Below are 16,447 nucleotides of genomic sequence, written 5' to 3' on the forward strand. Positions count from 1 at the left end.
AGAGCGCGTGCTCACTGTCGGTGACCAGTTCCCCACCTACGACCTGACCGCCTGCGTGTCGCTGGAGAGCGGCAAGGAGTTCGAGCAGATCGACCACAAGTCCTACGAGGGCAAGTGGCGCGTGGTGTTCTTCTGGCCGAAGGACTTCACCTTCGTCTGCCCGACCGAGATCGCCGCGTTCGGCAAGCTGAACGACGAGTTCGCGGACCGCGACGCCCAGATCCTCGGCGTCTCCGGCGACTCCGAGTTCGTGCACCACGCCTGGCGCAAGGACCACGACGACCTGCGCGACCTGCCCTTCCCGATGCTCGCGGACTCCAAGCACGACCTGATGCGTGACTGCGGCGTCGAGGGCGAGGACGGCTTCGCCCAGCGCGCCGTCTTCATCGTGGACCCGAACAACGAGATCCAGTTCACCATGGTGACCGCCGGCTCCGTCGGCCGTAACCCCAAGGAGGTCCTGCGGGTCCTGGACGCCCTGCAGACCGACGAGCTGTGCCCGTGCAACTGGAGCAAGGGCGAGAACACCCTCGACCCCGTCAAGCTCCTCTCGGGCGAGTGATCCGCCATGGCTCTCGATGAACTCAAGGCCGCCATACCGGACTTCGCCAAGGACCTGAAGCTCAACCTGGGCTCGGTCATCGGCAACAGCGACCTCCCCCAGCAGCAGCTCTGGGGCACCGTCCTGGCCTGCGCGATCGCCTCGCGCTCGCCGAAGGTGCTCCAGGAGCTGGAGCCGGAGGCCCGGGAGAACCTGAAGCCCGAGGCGTACCAGGCCGCCAAGTCCGCCGCCGCGATCATGGCGATGAACAACGTCTTCTACCGGACCCGGCACCTCCTGTCGGACCCCGAGTACGGGACGCTGCGCGCTGGTCTGCGGATGAACGTCATCGGCAACCCGGGCGTGGAGAAGGTCGACTTCGAGCTGTGGTCGCTGGCCGTCTCCGCGATCAACGGCTGCGGCCAGTGCCTGGACTCGCACGAGCAGGTCCTGCGCCAGGCCGGTCTCGACCGCGCCACCATCCAGGAGGCCGTGAAGATCGCCGCCGTCATCCAGGCGGTCGGCGTCACCCTCGACGCGGAAGCGGTCCTCGCCGAGCAGGCCTGACCGCGCGCCGTACGAGAAGGGCCCCGGGGCTTTCCGCCCCGGGGCCCTTCCGCGCGTCCGTCACTTCTTGAGCGCGGCCATCAGGGCCAGTACGTCCTGGGTCATCGGGACCTCGATCCCGGAAAGGTCGATCGACGACGAGATCTCCTCCCCGTCCAACGCGTAGTCCTGGCTGAAGATGTCGACCTGGAACTCGGCCTGGCCGTCGAGGACCCGGAGCCGGCCCCCCTCCTCCTCCATGTCGTCGAAGAAGGCCGTCTCGCCGATGCCGTCGACCTTCCGCAGGAGGCCGAACTGCTGCGCGCGCGCCTCGAACTCGGGCCCCGGGTCGACCACCTTGTGCAGGGTGTACGTGATGTCGACGCTCTGTCCGCCCTCCTGCGGGCCGAAGGCGACCGAGCACGAGGTCTCGCTGATCGCCGGCTCGTTCACCACGGGGGACGAGCCGCTCTCCCGGCGCTTGCCCAGGGCCCCGGCGAGCGCCTCGAAGTCCACCACCTCGCAGAGGTCCTCCACGTGCCGGTACCCCTGGAGGTCCGGTCCCGCCGGCTTCCCCCGCTCGTACGCGTAGAGCCCGCCGCCCCAGACCGCCGAGGCGAGCACCGCGCCGCCGAGGGCCCACAGCCAGGGGCGGTGGGCCCGGGGCGGCCGGGGCGGTGGGCCCGGGGCGGCCGGGGCGGTGGCGCCTCGGTGAGCACCTCGGGTCTCTCGAATCCCCCGCCGCCCACCAGCTCCGGTTCCGATATCACATGTCCTCCCCCTTGCCCCGCGCCGAGCCGGGAGCCGGCGTCGGGGCCACTTCGTACGCGGTCGCCCCGCGCGGCTCCGGTGTGCTGCGCAGGGCCTGTTCGGTGCTGTACGCGCGCAGGTAGCCGACCGCCGTGTTGGCGACGGCGACCAGCGGGACGGCGACGACGGCGCCGCCGATGCCGGCGGTCAGGCCGCCCGCGGCGACGGCGAGGACCACGGCCAGCGGGTGGACCCGGACCGCGCGACCGAGGATGAAGGGCTGGAGGACGTGGCCCTCGATCTGCTGCACGGCGAGGACGACGACGAGCACCATCAGGGCGGTGAACACCCCGTTGGTGACGAGGGCGACGACGACCGCCAGGGCGCCGGAGAAGACGGCGCCGACCATCGGGATGAAGGCGAAGAGGAAGATGAAGACGGCCAGCGGCACGGCCATCGGCACGTCGAGGAAGTAGAGGCCGATGCCGATGAAGACGGCGTCGATGAGGGCGACGAGGACCGTGCCCCGCACGTAGGCGGTGAGGGTGCGCCAGGCGCGCGGCCCGGCGCCGGCGACGCCCGGGCGGGCCTGGGCGGGGACCAGCTTCAGCGTCCACTCCCAGACCTTCTTCCCGTCGTACAGCAGGAAGAGCGTCGAGAACATGGCGAGGAGGACGCCGGTCATCGTCTCGACCACGACCGTGACGCCCTGGAGGCCGACCTGGGTGATCTGCTCGGCGTTGGTGCCGACGGAGTCGCTGAGGTTCTTGGCGATGCCGTTGATCTGCTGCTCGGTGACGTGGAAGGGGCTGTTGAGGAGCCAGCGCTTGAGCTCCTCGATGCCGTTCTTGACCTGGTCGGACAGGTTGTCGATGTTGTCCATGACCTGCCACACCACGAACCAGCCGACCAGGCCCATCACGACGAAGCCGGAGACGGCGGTGACGGCGGTGGCGAGTCCCCGGGGCAGGCCCTTGCGGCGCAGCATGGCCACGGTGGGCTGGAGCAGGGCGGTGACGAGGAGCGCGGCGACGAAGGCGAGGACGACCAGCTGCACGGAGCTGATCACCTTCATCAGGACCCAGACCGTCCCGGCGAGGACGAGCAGGCGCCAGCCCGCCTCGGCGGCCACCCGCATCCCCCAGGGAATGGCGGCGGCGGGGTCGGGGCGGGCGGCGACGGCCGGGGCGTACGAGGGGGGCGCGGGGACGGAGAGGCCGGAGTCCGCGGACGCGTCGTCGCCGGGGGCGTCCTCCGGGTCCGGCAGGGGCGCGGCGGTGTCCGGGTCGTCCCCGGGCCGGGCGGGGACGGTCGCGGCCGCGCGGGGGCGGCCGGCGGGTCTCCCGTACGGCAGGTCGAGCTCCTCGTCCCGCTCCGCCTCGGCTCTGCGCTCGTCGAGTCGTCGGCCCGCGCGGCTCAGACCCTCGCCCAGCCGGTTCAGCCACCCTGGCACTCTCGACATGTTCTTCCCTCTTTCCCCCACCTGCTCTTGCCGGTGACTCCCCGGGTGCCCCTGGATCCCCGAACCTACACGCCCGTGCCGGGAAGCCCCCCACCACAGGACGGCGGGGGGCTTTCCGGGGTTGAGACGCCGGTGCCGGACGGCGGCCGGCGGGGGCGCGGGATCATCCGCCGACGGCCGCGCGCCCCTGCCTGCCGAGCTCGTACATCAGCTGTTCGTTGGTCCTGGCCCCGAGGCGGTCGCGCAAGGCCGCCATGTAGGTCGTGTAGGTGCGCGGGCTGATGGCGAGCGTCCGGGTGATGGCCTCGCGGGTGCTCCCCTCGGAGAGCATCCGCAGGATGTCGCGTTCGACGAGCTCGCGGTCGCCGGGGCCGTCGGCCGGGGCCGGGAACCAGGGGTCCGACGCCTCCCAGTGCAGCTCGTACTCCTCCCTCAGCCAGGCGAGCAGCGCCGGGTCCCGGACGACGATGGCGGGTTCGCCGCCCCCCTCGCCCACCCGGCGGTCCGAGATCAGTCCCAGCGTGTCGGTGATGATCATGCGGGGGAACCTGCGCGAGGAGGTCCTGCTCTCGGCGGCCCCGGTCTCGGCGGTCCTCCTGGCGTGGTCGGTCTCGGGGGCCCGGGTCCGGGCGCTCGCCGGATAGAGGTCCCGGTAGCGGACGCCTCCCCTGCGCAGGAGGGCGACGTCGCGGACGGTCGACGCCGCCATCCGCTCCGCGTGCCGCGGCCGCGTCTGGGACGACCAGACGGCGGTGGAGGTCTCGATCGCGTTGTGGAGGAGGGGGTGGACGGCCTTCGGGGAGGTGACGATCTCGACGGCGTCGCTGTCGGAGCGGCCTTCGGTCACGGCCCGGTCCAGGGTGCCCAGGACCGACGGGATCCGCCGGATGCGCCGGAGGCGGCGTTCGACTTCGTCAAGTTCCCTGCGGATCAGCTCCCGCTCGACGTGGGGCAGCGGCCTCGTGCCGGGCCGGTCGGTGAGGGGCTCGGTGAAGACGACCCCGGCGCTCCGGAGGTTCTCGAGGCGCGGATCGTCCGCCTCCAGGTCCTCGTTCCCGCGCCGGACCTCCCAGTAGAGCCGCACATCAGCCTCGGAAAGGCCGAGGTCGCCGGCCTCGGGGGCCTCTTCGCCGCGTTCGTCCACAGTCCCTCCCCGCCCATCCGCGCAATGCGCCGATGGGCATCCTCGATTCCTTGCGAGCGCCGGACCGGTACGGAAGCCTAACTCCCGGCCGGATGACGAGACATGACGAGACGTGCGGAACGCCCCCGTGGGGCGGCGCGGCGCGCCGTGCCGTCGGCAGGGCCACCGGGACGAAGGAGCAGCTTCATGCGCACCGCGAGCAGGGTCCTCGCCGTACTCGCCGGAACCGCGGCCCTCGCCGCCCTGTCCTTCGGGGTGGTGACGGTCGTGTCCGCCGGGGAGTCCGCGACCCGGTCCGTGGTCTCGGCCGGTCCCGACCGGGCCGCGCCGCTCCCGTCGTCGGGGCCGGCCGCGCCCGGGGAGCCCGACTGGGACTGATCGCCGCCGCGCGGTCGGGCCGCGCCGGGACGGACGCGATCACGAGGAGGAGTCCAGGATGCCGCTGAAGGAGCCGCGCCCCGCGGGCGCACGCGGGCGGCGGGCGGGCGGCCGGTGGGCCGCCGTGCGCGAGCGGGGACACCTGTGGGCGGCGGCCCGGCGGGCCAGACGGCTCATCCACCGCGATCCGGGCCTCGCGGGCGCCGGTGACATGGCGGCGGTGGTCGGGGCCGTCGAGGAGAAGCGGGGCCGGCGGATCGTGATGGTCGGGGTCCCGCTCCCGCCGGAGGTGTCCGCCTTCTGCGTCCGCGGCCACGACCGGGACTACGTCGTCGTCGACGCGCAGGCCGGTGAGCTGACCCGGGCGCACGCCACCCTGCACGAGCTCTTCCACCTCTGGGAGGACCACCCCGCCGAGGAGGGCGGTCACGCCCCGGGGATGGACGAGGCCACGATCCGCCTGCTGCTGCCCGGCCTCAAACCAGGGGCCGTACTGAAGGTCCTGACCAGGTCCCACTACGCCCAGCGGGCCGAGCTGGGCGCGGAGACGTTCGCGACGCTCATGCTCCAGCGGCTGCGCCTCTCCGGGGCGCGCGGGGACGAGCCCGTCTCGTCCGCCCTCGCGCACCGGAGCGCCGGTGTCTGAGCGCACGACCACGGCCGTCTACCTCTTCGTGGCGGCGGTCAACCTGCTCATCAGCCTCTGGAAGGGCGCGGCCCTCCTGCGGGAGCGGACGGTCACCCTGGCCCTGATCACCCTCAGCTTCGCCGTGTCGGTCCTGGTGTACGCGGCGGCCAGCCCGGCCGGCTACCGCGGTCTCGGCGAGGCCACGGGGCGCCCCAGCGCCGCGACCCTTCCCGTCTACGCGGGGATCGTCGTGTGCTACGCGATCACGCACGTCCTCACGGTGCTCTGGACCGTGCCCCCGTCGCCCGGCGGGCGCGCCGGGACGCACCGGAGGGCCCGGGCGTGGGCCGGGGCGTACGGGGTGGTGATCGTGGCCATGGGGGCCGCCTTCTGGTCGGCGGACCTGGACGGACGGCCCGCGGACCCGCTGCGCTTCAACACGGACTTCGCCGGACAGCCCCTCGTGCTCGTCTTCCTGGTCCTGTTCCTGGCGGCGCTGTCCTGCGCCACGCTCAGCACCGCCCGGCTGGCCCGCCGCACGGTCCCGGCGGATCCGGACCTGCGGCACGCGGTCCGGTACTTCGGCGTGGCGATGGTGATCTGCTTCGGGTACGTGGTGTGCAACGCCCCGGCCGTCCTCGTCGCGAGCCTGGGCGGCCACGCCCTCGACGACGTGGGCACCCTGGGGTCGTTCTTCGGCACCGTCGCGGCGGTCCTCACCAGTTACGGGATGACCGGTGCCGCCGTGAGCGCGTGGCTGCGGGAGCGGCGGGACGTCAAGGCCCTGCAGCCGCTGTGGGAGCTGACGGTGCGGGACGTGGACGAGAGGCTCGCGCTGGATCCGGGCGGCGCCGGGCTGCGCCTCACCCGCGTGAGGTTCACGCTGCACCGCCGGGTGGTCGAGATCCTCGACGGGATGCGCGTGCTGCGGGCCTGGTCGTCGGCCGGCGCGGCCGAGGCCGCCGGACGTCACGCGGCGGCGGCCGTCCCGCCCCTCCCGGCGGCGGAGCGGCAGGCGGTCGTGACGGCGGCCGTGCTGCGCGACGCCGGGCTCCGGCTGCGGGAGGCGCGGCTCCGGGCGGCGCGGGCGCGGCGGGGGCGTCCGGTTCCGCCGGACGGGCCGGTCGCCCCGCTTCCCGGGGAGGACACGGCCGCGTCCGACGAGCGGGGCCGACTCCTGCTCGTCGCCGCCCATCTGGACCATCCCCTCGTCGCCTCGGCGCTGCGGGAGCTGTGGCCCGGGGACGCCGGCCCGCGCGGGGCCTCGGGTGACCGCGCGGTAATGTCCTGACCGGCCGGCGCGCGGCACGGCGCCGCCAACAGCGTTCGACGACTCGGCCGTTGCGCCGAAACGGGGGGCACATGAAGCGGGCCGTCGTCATGGGCGGGAGCTACGCCGGGCTTTTCGCCGCCCGGGTACTGAGCGACCACGCCGAGGACGTCGTGGTGGTGGAGCCCGACGCGATCGGGCCCGACGGCCTCGGGCGGCTGACCCCGCAGCGGCACCAGCTCCACGCCCTGCTGTCCATGGGGCACACGCAGCTGGAGCGCTGGTTCCCCGGGATCACCGACGAGCTGGTGGAGGGCGGCGCGCGCCTGGGCGAGGGCGACGACGTGCGGTTCTACCTGGACGGGCGGCTGAAGGCCCCGGTGCCCGGGGCGCGGATGCTCGGCGCCACCCGGCCGTTCCTGGAGGGCCACCTGCGGCGCCGGGTCGAGGGGCTGGGGAACGTGCGGTCCGTCCGGGCGCGGGCCACCGGCCTCGTGTTCCGGGGCGACCGGGTGGCCGGCGTGACCACGGAGGCGCCCGGCGGCGGTGCCGGGGAGACGTTCGACGCCGATGTCGCGGTGGACGCGATGGGGCGGAACAGCCCGCTGGAGGACTGGCTCGTCCGGCAGGGCTGGGACCGGGCGCCCGTCGAGGCCATGAGGGTCGACCTCGGGTACGCCACCGCCCTGTTCCGGCGCGGGGACGAGCTGGGCGGCACGGTCGTCGCCCACTCCAGCCCGGGGCCCGCGAGCGGCTACCTGCCCACGGTGACGGAGCCCGGCGCCCTGACCGCGGTGGAGGGCGACCGCTGGTCGGTCGTCCTGGCCGGTTACGCCGGGCACCGCCCCGGGTCCGACCCCGAGGAGTTCCTGCGGCGGATGCGGCGCTGCGTCGACCCGCTCCGGACGGTGGCGGACGCCTCCCCGATGATCGGCGGCGTCAGGACGTACCGCTTCGTCGAGAGCCGCCGCCGGGTCCACACCCGTCTGGACCGGTTCCCCGGCGGGCTCGTCGTGGTGGGGGACGCCCTGGCCAGCGTCAACCCGGTCTACGGGCAGGGCCTGACGCTGGCGGCGCTGGCGGCGAACGCCCTGGGCGCCCACCTGCGCGCGGCCCCGTCCCCGCACGTCCCGGCCCGGGACTACTTCCGTCTCGCCGAGGCGGTCGTGGACGGGGCCTGGGAGCTCTCCACGGCGGCCGACCTGGCGCAGCCTCACGTCACCGGTCCGTACCCCCGCGGCCACCGCGTGCGGAGGTGGGTCGCCGACCGGCTCACCGAGGCGTCCGTGCTCGATTCCGCCGTGAACGCGCGGTACATGGGGGTCGTGAACATGGAGCTGCCGCCGAAGGCCCTGACCGACGTGCGGTTCCTGGCCCGGGCCGCCCGCGTCCTGATCAACGGCTGAGGGGAGCCCGGCATGTGGAAGCGCGTCCTCGACCGTGCGGGAATCCGGGAGCCGGAGGCCCGCCGGGGATACACCGAACTGCGCCGGGAGGTGCGCCGGTTCGCGCCGGCCGAGTACACGGCGGCGCGACTGCTGCTGCCGGCGCCGCTCCAGCCCGACGTCGTCGTCCTGGTCGCCTTCATGCACGAGACCGACGACCGGATCGACCGCGGCGCCCTGCCGGAGCGCGAGGAGGCGCTCCGGCGGTGGCGGGCGCTCACGGACGGGGCCCTGGCCTCCGGCGCGTCCCCGCACCCGGTGCTCCGGGCGCTCGCGTGGACGGTCGCCCGGCATCCGGTGCTGCGCGGGCGCGTGCGGGCGTTCCTCGACGGGGCCGTCCAGGAGGTGGCCTGGGAGCGGTTCGGCACGGAGGCCGAGGTCGAGCGGTACGTCGAGGGGTACTCGCTGCCCGCCCTGATGCTGTCCATGGGCCTGCTGGCGCCCGGCGGCGGGGCGGAGGCGGACGCGTTCGAGCGGGCCTGCCTGGCGCTCATCACGGCCATGCAGCGGCTCGACTTCCTGGAGGACCTCGCGCAGGACGTCGAGGAGGGGAGGATCGGCGTCTCGGACGAGGCCCTGGCCCGGCACGGCCTGACGGTCCGGGACCTGCGTCCGGACACGGGGCGCGCGGACGGGGTCGCGGCGCTCGTCGCCGCTCAGGCCGATGTCGCCGCCGCCTTCCTGGAGGAGGCGCGGCCGGTCGTCGGCCTCGCGGCCGGGGCGCACCGCCCGTTCCTGCGCGCCGTCCTGGGGGTGCAGGAGCTGCGGGCGGCGGCGGTGCGGAAGGCCGGGGCGTCACTCGTGTCCCGCCCGTGCGGTCCCCCGCCGGCCGGGTGCGCCGCCGTACTGCTCCGGGAGCTGGCGCGCCGGGGCGCCGGCCGCGACCGGCGGGGCGGGGCGTAGGGCCTGTCCGGCGGATCATGGCCGGACAGGCCCCAGCGGGCCGTCACGGCTGCCGCAGCAGGCCCCGGATCTTGCCCATGAGGCGGGTGCGGGAGGGCGGGGCGAGGGCGCGGACCTGGTCGGCGATCTCCCGGAGTTCCCGCTCGTGCGGGTCCGCCTCGGGTTCCGGCGGGGGCCGGGTGAGGACCGCCGCGAGGGCCTCCCTGAGCTGGTCGGCCAGCCGGATGTCCGCGACGTCGACGCCGCCGCGCAGCGCGAGGCCGCTGACGCGCTCCCCGCGGAGGGTGCTCAGCGTGAGGAGGCTCGCGTAGACGGGGCGCAGCGCCCGGGCGAGGGCCCGGCGGCCGCTCGTGCTCAGGAAGCCGGGGTCCACGTCGAAGAACTCCTCCAGGGAGGCCGTCACGGCCCTGCCCGCCTCGCGGTTGCCCGACAGGAGGGCGGAGACCATGCCCCGGGAGAGGCCGAGGGCGTCCGCGATGTCGACCTGCCGGTAGGGCTTGCCGTCCGGTGCGCGCCGGGTGTCGAGGAGGAAGGCGAGGCGGTCGGTGAAGCCCGGGTTCAGCGCGTCGTCCGGGACCGGCTCGCCCCGGAGGAGGGCGAGGACGACGTCCTCCGGGATGCCGGTCCGGCGGGCCACCGAGTCGAGTTCCAGGTCCTCGTGGGTCATCGCCGTGCAGGGGAGCAGTCCGTTGATCGCCGTGATCAGCGCCGCGAGGTCGTCCTGCGGCGGGTCGACGGCGTTCATGCGAGGCGGTCTCCAGCGGGGCGGGGACGGTCGGTTGGGTGCAGGTTAGCCGCCCGTCTCCGCCCGAGTCACGGGCTCCGGCCGTTCCGGGGAGCAACTCCGGCCAGGAAGTTCACAATTGTTGACACCGCCGGGCGCGTGCAGCAGGATCGGTGAACGTGCTTGTCCCTCCGGGGACTTCGCATGGTGACCTCGCGCGGCGGCGCGCGGGCCGGCACGCGGGGTTCCGGCGGGACGGGCGCGGGGGGTCCGTCCGGACGGGACGCGGCGTCGCCGGTCCGCGGCCGCCGGCGATCGGTCCGGGTCCGCGCCGCCCGTACGAAGATCGACCCGAACCGCAGGGGTGCTCCGCGGCCGGCGCGGTGCGACCGCGCCGCCCGGGAACGGCTCTCGGCCACCGCCCCGGACACCAGCGCTCCTGGTCGCGGCCCGGTCCGGCCGGCCCCCTGCCCGCCCGAGGGAGCCCAGTCATGTCTCGCGCACCGGACGCCCCCTCCGCCCGCCGGCCCGTTCCCGGCACCGTCGCCGTCGTCGCGCCGTACGGGGACGACGACGGCCACCTCCGCGAGTACTCCCGCCTCGGCTGGGAGTGCGTCACCGTCACCCTGCCGGACCACGAGCGGCCCGCCGCCCACCGCGCCGCGGACGCCCCCGACCGCTCCGGCACCGTCGCGCACACCGGGATGCGGCGCACGGTCCGGAAGCTCGCGGGCCGGGGCGTCGACCGGGTGGTCGCCGGCAGCGGTCTGGGGGTGGAGCTCGCCGACCGCCTCTCCCAGCTCCTCGGCCTCCCGGGGAACGACCCCGGCACGACGTTCGTCCGGACCAACCGGGCGATCCAGGCCGCCGCGCTGGGCGATTCGGGGATCGCCTCGGTCCCTTCGGTGTACTCCACCGACGTGACGGACGCCCTGCGGTGGGCCGAGATGGTCCGCTTCCCGTCCTACGTCGTCGCGGCGGCCGACAGTTCGGTGACGGCGCGGCCCGCCGTCTGCTCCACGCCGGAGGAGATCGCGGCGGCCTGGTGCCGGGCGCACCGGGCCGCCCGGTACCAGACCGGATCGGGCGAAGTGGTGGTCCAGGAGCGCGTTCCGGGCCCGCAGTACCTCGTCCAGACCGTCAGCGGCACCGCGCCCGGCGAGCACCTGGTGTCCGCGATCTGGGCCGAGAGGCGGACGGGCACGCAGGTGCACGACCGCTCCGAACTGCTCGACCACCGCGCGCCGCTCTTCCGCGCGCTGGCCCCCTACGCCCTGCGGGTCCTGCCCGTCCTCGGGATCGTCCACGGCGCCGCCCGGCTCCGGATCGCGTGGTGCGAGCGGCGCGGGCCGGTCCTGCTGTCGGCGCGCGCCTTCGCGCAGCCGTCCCCGGCCGACGACTACTCCCCCTCGGTCAGCCACATCGCCGCGGCGGCCCGGGCGGCGACGACCGAGGGCCTCGGCCGGGCCTCGGCGAGCGGGGAACGGGCCGTGATGCGGGTCTCCCTGGCGGCCCCCGCCGACGGCTGCGCGCTCGACGCCGCCCTGCTGCGGACCATCGCGGCCCTGCCGACCCTCGCCCACGTCATCCGGTTCGCGCGGCCGGGCCGCCCGCTGCGCAAGACCCTCGACCGCGCCTCGTCACCCGGTGAACTCGTGCTGACCGGCGCCGCCCGCGCGGTCGAGGAGGACTACCGGCTGATCCGGTCCATCGAGCGGATCGGCCTCTACGGGGGAGGGCGTCCCTGACGGGAGGTCACCGGCGGCGCGCCCGCCCGGACCCGGCGCGGAAACGACGGAGCCGGGCGCCCCGGACGGGCCGCGTACGGGACGCGGCCGTGCCGGAGCGCCCGGCATCCGTGCCGTGCGCGGTCCGCGACCCGCACGGGGGCGGGTCGCGGAGCGGTTTTTCTAGTACCAGTGGTTGGCCTGCCAGAAGGACCAGGCACCGCACGGGCTGCCGTAGCGGCTGTCCATGTAGTTGAGGCCCCACTTGATCTGGGTGGCGGGGTTGGTCCGCCAGTCGGCGCCGGCCGAGGACATCTTGGTGCCCGGCAGCGCCTGCACGAGACCGTAGGCGCCCGAGGACGGGTTGGTCGCGCGGTAGTTCCAGCTGGACTCGTGGTCCACGATGTTGCTGAAGCACTGGAACTGCGAGGCCGGCACGATCTGGCGGGCGATCGCCTTGACCTCGGCGATGGTGTACGAGCCCTGGGCGGCGAAGGACGAGATGTCGCGGGCCGAGGAACGGCTGGCGCGCTCCGCCTCCTCCTTGGCCTTGCGCTCCTTCTCCGCCTTGGCCTTCGCCTCGGCCTCGGCCGCCGCCTTGTCGGCCGCGTCCTTCTTGGCCTCGGCGTCCTTGGCGGCGCGGATGCGGGCCGCTTCCTCGGCGGACTTCTTCGCGGCCGAGTCGGCCGCGGCGGCCTGGACGGAGGCCTGCTCCGCGAGGGACGAGACCTGCACCTGCGCCTGCTCGCCCGCGGGAATGTCCGCGAGCAGCGTGGTGTCGGCGGCAGCGGCCTCGAAGTTGTCCTCGGCGGGCTGCGCGGCGTTGCCCGAGGCGACGCCGACGACGGCGCCGACGGTGGTGACCGCAGTGGCCGAAGCCACCGCGAATCCCCGGACCGAGATCCGGCTCACACGGTTTCCTTCCAGCATCGCCCGCACAGGTGACCACACGGGCGAAATCTTGCCCCTGGCACTGGTCTCCGACGTACGGGGTCACAGGAGACACGGGCCCGTGGTGCTGTGGGCGGCATACGGCGGACGGCTGTTGAGTTGTGCGGTGTGTGCTCCCGAGGGTGCACGGGTGCCGTATGCGGGGCCTGACGGAAGCAAGACTTTGCCGGACGGCGATGCCGCAAGGCAATTCTGTGTTGCGTGTGAAAGCTCACATCGCGAATGGGGCAGGTGTTTTGGCGGATGTGGCGGACATGGCGACGCCGCCCGGCTAAGCTCCTGCGCTTCGCCGGGCGGCGTCAACTTCCGTACCGATACAGAAAGGTACGAAACGGTCAGATCTGAACGTCCTCCAGCATCTCCGTCACCAGCGCGGCGATCGGGGAGCGCTCGGAACGGGTGAGGGTGACGTGGGCGAAGAGCGGATGCCCCTTCAGTTTCTCGATGACGGCGACGACTCCGTCGTACCGGCCCACCCGGAGGTTGTCGCGCTGGGCGACGTCATGGGTGAGCACCACCCGTGAATTCGCCCCGATCCGGGACAGAACGGTCAGCAGGACGTTCCGCTCCAGGGACTGGGCCTCGTCCACGATGACGAACGCGTCGTGGAGGGAGCGGCCCCGGATGTGGGTGAGCGGCAGGACCTCCAGCATCCCCCGGCCGAGCACCTCCTCGACGACCTCGCGGCTCGCGACCGAGGACAGCGTGTCGAAGACGGCCTGCGCCCACGGGCTCATCTTCTCGGCCTCGCTGCCCGGCAGGTAGCCGAGCTCCTGGCCGCCGACCGCGTACAGCGGACGGAACACCATCACCTTCTGGTGCTGGCGGCGCTCCAGGACCGCCTCCAGGCCCGCGCAGAGCGCGAGCGCGGACTTGCCGGTGCCGGCCCGGCCGCCCATGGAGATGATGCCGACGTCCGGGTCGAGGAGCAGATCGAGCGCGATCCGCTGCTCGGCGCTGCGGCCGCGCAGCCCGAAGGCCTCCCGGTCGCCCCGGACGAGCCGCACGTTCCCCTCGGCGGTGATCCGGCCGAGCGCCTTGCCGCGCTCGGACTGGAGCACCAGGCCCGTGTGCACCGGGAGCTCGGCGGCCTCCGGCACGTACAGCGTCTCCTGGTCGTAGAGCAGGTCCACCTGGTCGGCGGAGAGTCCGAGCTCGGACATCCCGGTCCAGCCGTTGGCGTCCGTGATGGCGAGCTCGGCCCGGTACTCCTCGGCGAGGAGCCCGACCGAGGAGGCCTTGATGCGCAGCGGCAGGTCCTTGGAGACGACCGTGACGTCGTACCCCTCGGCCTGGAGGTTCCGCGCGACCGCGAGGATCCGTGAGTCGTTGTCCCCCAACCGGTAGCCGGCGGGCAGGACGCCGGGGTCGGAATGGTTGAGTTCGACACGCAGGGTGCCGCCCAGGTCCCCGATGGGGAGGGGGGCGTCGAGGCGTCCGTACCGGACCCGGAAGTCGTCGAGCAGGCGCAGGGCCTGCCGGGCGAAGTAGCCGAGCTCCGGATGGTGCCGCTTGGCCTCCAGCTCCGTGACCACGACGATCGGGAGCACCACCTCGTGCTCCTCGAAACGGGACACGGCGTTGGGGTCGGCCAGCAGGACGCTGGTGTCGAGAACATAGGTGCGCCGGTCGGAAAGGCGGCGCTTCGTGCTGGTCACCACGGAAGGACAGACCCCCTCTGAAGACCCTTGCGAGGTCGGGGCGCGACGGAACCGGTGTCGCTGCGGGATGGGACCGGGTTCAGGCCACGATGCGCGGGCCGAACCACGGCCCTCCGCTTCTCCCGTGCGTGTCCCGCACGGTCGTCCTGGTGCAAGGGGCCTCCCGGGTGGCGGACTCCGTGCCGCTCACTTCACCAGGGATATGCCCTCGAACGAGCCCCGCCATGCCAGGGCATATGACGACGTGTTCGTGAACACGAGGTGATCGGTTCCGGCCGCGGTGCCGGGGGCGCCTCAGGTGCCGTAGCGCCGGTGCCGGGCGGCGTAGTCGCGCAGCGCCCGCAGGAAGTCGACCTTGCGGAAGGCCGGCCAGTGGACCTCGCAGAAGTAGTACTCGGAGTGGGCGCTCTGCCACAGCATGAACCCGGAGAGCCGCTGCTCGCCGCTGGTGCGGATCACCAGGTCCGGGTCGGGCTGGCCGCGCGTGTAGAGGTGCTCGGAGATGTGCTCGACGTCGACGATCTCGGCGAGCTCCTCGAAGCTCGTGCCCCGCTCGGCGTGCTCCAGGAGCAGCGAGCGGACCGCGTCGGCGATCTCCTGGCGGCCGCCGTAGCCCACGGCGACGTTCACGAGTATCCCCGTGTTGCCCCGGGTGGCCTCCTGGGCCTCCTTCAGGACGGACTGGGTGCGGGCGGGCAGCAGGTCCATGGTGCCGACGTGGTGGACCCGCCAGCGGCCGTCGGAGGCCAGCGCGCGCACGGCGTTCTCGATGATGCCGAGCAGCGGGACGAGCTGCTCCTCGGGCCGGTTCAGGTTGTCCGTGGAGAGCATCCAGAGCGTGACGACCTCGACGTCGGTCTCGGCGCACCAGCCGAGCAGCTCCTGGATCTTGTCCGCACCGGCCTTGTGTCCCTGCTCGGGGGTCCCGCCGGACGCCTTGGCCCAGCGCCGGTTCCCGTCGAGGATGACCCCGATGTGCTTGGGCACCTGGGCGTGGTCGAGACGGCCCTCCACCCGGCGTGCGTAGAGCCCGTACACCAGGTCGCGCAGGTTCACCGTTCTTTACCCCTCTGTGCAGCGACGGACCCCAGGCATCGGCGGTCCGCAGGCGGCCACACTACTGCGCGGGGGCTGCGGGCTCCCAGCCCGGGACGGTCACAAGTCCGTGATAAGCAGAGATACGTGACTGATTCCTCCCCGTACCGCGCTTCCGCGGACCGTTACGACACCATGGAGTACCGCCGCACGGGCCGCAGCGGCCTCAAGCTCCCGGCGGTCTCGCTCGGCCTCTGGCACAACTTCGGCGACGACCGCGCGCTGGACTCGCAGCGCGCGATCCTGCGCCGCGCCTTCGACCTGGGCGTCACCCACTTCGACCTGGCGAACAACTACGGGCCGCCGCCCGGCTCGGCCGAGCTGAACTTCGGCAAGCTCTTCTCCCAGGACTTCGCCCCCTACCGGAACGAACTGGTCATCTCGACCAAGGCCGGCTATCTGATGCACCCCGGGCCGTACGGCGAGTGGGGCTCCCGCAAGTACCTGCTGTCCTCGCTCGACGCCTCCCTGGACCGGATGGGCCTCGACCACGTCGACATCTTCTACTCGCACCGCTTCGACCCGGAGACCCCGCTGGAGGAGACGATGGGGGCCCTGGCCTCCGCCGTCCAGCAGGGCAAGGCGCTGTACGTCGGCGTCTCCTCCTACACGAGCGAGCAGACCGCCGAGGCCGCGCGGATCCTGAAGGAGATGGGCGTCCCGGCCCTGATCCACCAGCCCTCGTACTCGATGATCAACCGCTGGACCGAGGAGGACCGGCTCCTCGACACCCTGGAGGCGGCCGGCATGGGCTGCATCTCCTTCGTGCCGCTGGCGCAGGGCCTGCTCACCAACAAGTACCTGAAGGGCATCCCGGAGGGCTCGCGGGCCACCCAGGGCAAGTCCCTCGACCCGAACCTGCTCTCCGACGAGGTGCTGCGGCGCCTGCGGGGCCTCGCGGACATCGCGGAGCGGCGGGGCCAGTCCCTGGCGCAGCTGGCGCTGGCGTGGGTGCTGCGGGACCCGCGGATGACGTCGGCGCTGATCGGCGCGTCCAGCGTCGCCCAGCTGGAGGAGAACGTGGCCGCGCTGGCCGGCGCTCCGCTGACGGACGAGGAGCTGACGGAGATCGACTCGTTCGCGGTGGACACGGCGGGCGCGAACATCTGGGCCGGCCGGGGCTGACGCGGCTCGGGGCTCGCGCCGGAAAGAAAACGGGCCGGTCCGTGGGGGGGATACGGACCGGCCCGAGGGGGGGTTTCCACCATAACCCTTCGATAGT

16 protein-coding genes are annotated in these 16,447 nt (G+C 73.6%); 9 read left to right on the top strand and 7 right to left on the bottom strand.

Annotation, left to right across the window (positions count from 1 at the left end; all coding sequences use genetic code 11):
- The first annotated feature begins 7 nt into the window (after positions 1-7).
- Both ACIQD7_RS17135 and ACIQD7_RS17140 read left to right on the top strand, forming a co-directional pair.
- The gene (locus ACIQD7_RS17135) at positions 8-562 is read left to right on the top strand and encodes a peroxiredoxin (RefSeq protein WP_121831559.1); all 555 of its coding nucleotides are present in this window, start codon (positions 8-10) and stop codon (positions 560-562) included.
- Between the two features lie 6 nt (positions 563-568).
- On the top strand, positions 569-1,108 hold the full coding sequence (locus ACIQD7_RS17140) for an alkyl hydroperoxide reductase (RefSeq protein WP_121831558.1): 540 nt from the start codon (positions 569-571) through the stop codon (positions 1,106-1,108).
- Positions 1,109-1,168: 60 nt separating this feature from the next.
- Here the strand turns inward: ACIQD7_RS17140 and ACIQD7_RS17145 are convergent, their stop codons facing one another.
- The 3 genes from ACIQD7_RS17145 to ACIQD7_RS17155 all read right to left on the bottom strand — a co-directional run bounded on the left by ACIQD7_RS17145 (position 1,169) and on the right by ACIQD7_RS17155 (position 4,443).
- Positions 1,169-1,711: a hypothetical protein gene (locus ACIQD7_RS17145; RefSeq protein WP_402442448.1), complete on the bottom strand. Its 543-nt coding sequence runs from the start codon at positions 1,709-1,711 to the stop codon at positions 1,169-1,171.
- A gap of 142 nt (positions 1,712-1,853) precedes the next feature.
- Positions 1,854-3,299, bottom strand: a complete 1,446-nt coding sequence (locus tag ACIQD7_RS17150; protein WP_402442450.1) for an AI-2E family transporter — start codon at positions 3,297-3,299, stop codon at positions 1,854-1,856.
- A 163-nt stretch (positions 3,300-3,462) separates the two neighbouring features.
- Complete coding sequence (locus ACIQD7_RS17155) at positions 3,463-4,443, bottom strand: LuxR C-terminal-related transcriptional regulator (protein WP_402442452.1); 981 nt, start codon at positions 4,441-4,443, stop codon at positions 3,463-3,465.
- 186 nt (positions 4,444-4,629) lie between these two features.
- Here ACIQD7_RS17155 and ACIQD7_RS17160 point away from each other — a divergent pair, with 186 nt between their 5' ends.
- The 5 genes from ACIQD7_RS17160 to ACIQD7_RS17180 all read left to right on the top strand — a co-directional run bounded on the left by ACIQD7_RS17160 (position 4,630) and on the right by ACIQD7_RS17180 (position 9,067).
- The gene (locus ACIQD7_RS17160) at positions 4,630-4,821 is read left to right on the top strand and encodes a hypothetical protein (RefSeq protein ID WP_402442454.1); all 192 of its coding nucleotides are present in this window, start codon (positions 4,630-4,632) and stop codon (positions 4,819-4,821) included.
- A 58-nt stretch (positions 4,822-4,879) separates the two neighbouring features.
- Positions 4,880-5,467, top strand: coding sequence for a hypothetical protein (locus ACIQD7_RS17165; RefSeq protein ID WP_402442456.1), 588 nt, complete (start codon positions 4,880-4,882; stop codon positions 5,465-5,467).
- Positions 5,460-6,740 (top strand): MAB_1171c family putative transporter, encoded by a 1,281-nt coding sequence (locus tag ACIQD7_RS17170; protein WP_402442458.1) that lies wholly within the window; start codon positions 5,460-5,462, stop codon positions 6,738-6,740. The genes ACIQD7_RS17165 and ACIQD7_RS17170 overlap by 8 nt, the downstream gene beginning before the upstream one ends.
- 71 nt (positions 6,741-6,811) lie before the next feature.
- Positions 6,812-8,125 (top strand): FAD-dependent oxidoreductase, encoded by a 1,314-nt coding sequence (locus ACIQD7_RS17175; protein ID WP_402442459.1) that lies wholly within the window; start codon positions 6,812-6,814, stop codon positions 8,123-8,125.
- 12 nt (positions 8,126-8,137) lie between these two features.
- Positions 8,138-9,067, top strand: a complete 930-nt coding sequence (locus ACIQD7_RS17180; RefSeq protein WP_402442460.1) for a phytoene/squalene synthase family protein — start codon at positions 8,138-8,140, stop codon at positions 9,065-9,067.
- A gap of 43 nt (positions 9,068-9,110) precedes the next feature.
- On the opposite strand, the gene ACIQD7_RS17185 is transcribed toward ACIQD7_RS17180, so the two are convergent.
- A complete protein-coding gene (locus ACIQD7_RS17185; RefSeq protein ID WP_121831550.1) occupies positions 9,111-9,812 on the bottom strand; it encodes a helix-turn-helix transcriptional regulator in 702 nt (233 codons plus the stop codon).
- Between the two features lie 470 nt (positions 9,813-10,282).
- Between ACIQD7_RS17185 and ACIQD7_RS17190 the strand changes: the two genes are divergently transcribed.
- Complete coding sequence (locus ACIQD7_RS17190) at positions 10,283-11,539, top strand: hypothetical protein (protein ID WP_402442462.1); 1,257 nt, start codon at positions 10,283-10,285, stop codon at positions 11,537-11,539.
- 162 nt (positions 11,540-11,701) lie between these two features.
- Here ACIQD7_RS17190 and ACIQD7_RS17195 read toward each other — a convergent pair whose 3' ends face one another.
- From ACIQD7_RS17195 to ACIQD7_RS17205, 3 genes are all read right to left on the bottom strand, one after another.
- Complete coding sequence (locus tag ACIQD7_RS17195; RefSeq protein WP_121831548.1) at positions 11,702-12,448, bottom strand: transglycosylase SLT domain-containing protein; 747 nt, start codon at positions 12,446-12,448, stop codon at positions 11,702-11,704.
- 356 nt (positions 12,449-12,804) lie between these two features.
- Positions 12,805-14,130, bottom strand: coding sequence for a PhoH family protein (locus ACIQD7_RS17200; protein ID WP_402442464.1), 1,326 nt, complete (start codon positions 14,128-14,130; stop codon positions 12,805-12,807).
- A gap of 294 nt (positions 14,131-14,424) precedes the next feature.
- Positions 14,425-15,186 (bottom strand): isoprenyl transferase, encoded by a 762-nt coding sequence (locus tag ACIQD7_RS17205; protein WP_121831547.1) that lies wholly within the window; start codon positions 15,184-15,186, stop codon positions 14,425-14,427.
- Positions 15,187-15,312: 126 nt separating this feature from the next.
- On the opposite strand from ACIQD7_RS17205, the gene mgrA reads away from it, so the two are divergent.
- Positions 15,313-16,350, top strand: a complete 1,038-nt coding sequence (mgrA, locus tag ACIQD7_RS17210) for an L-glyceraldehyde 3-phosphate reductase (protein WP_402442466.1) — start codon at positions 15,313-15,315, stop codon at positions 16,348-16,350.
- The last annotated feature ends 97 nt before the right edge of the window (positions 16,351-16,447 follow it).

Origin of the sequence: Streptomyces sp. NPDC093071, assembly GCF_044754545.1 — a bacterium.
In the GTDB taxonomy this organism is placed as follows: Bacteria; Actinomycetota; Actinomycetes; order Streptomycetales; family Streptomycetaceae; genus Streptomyces.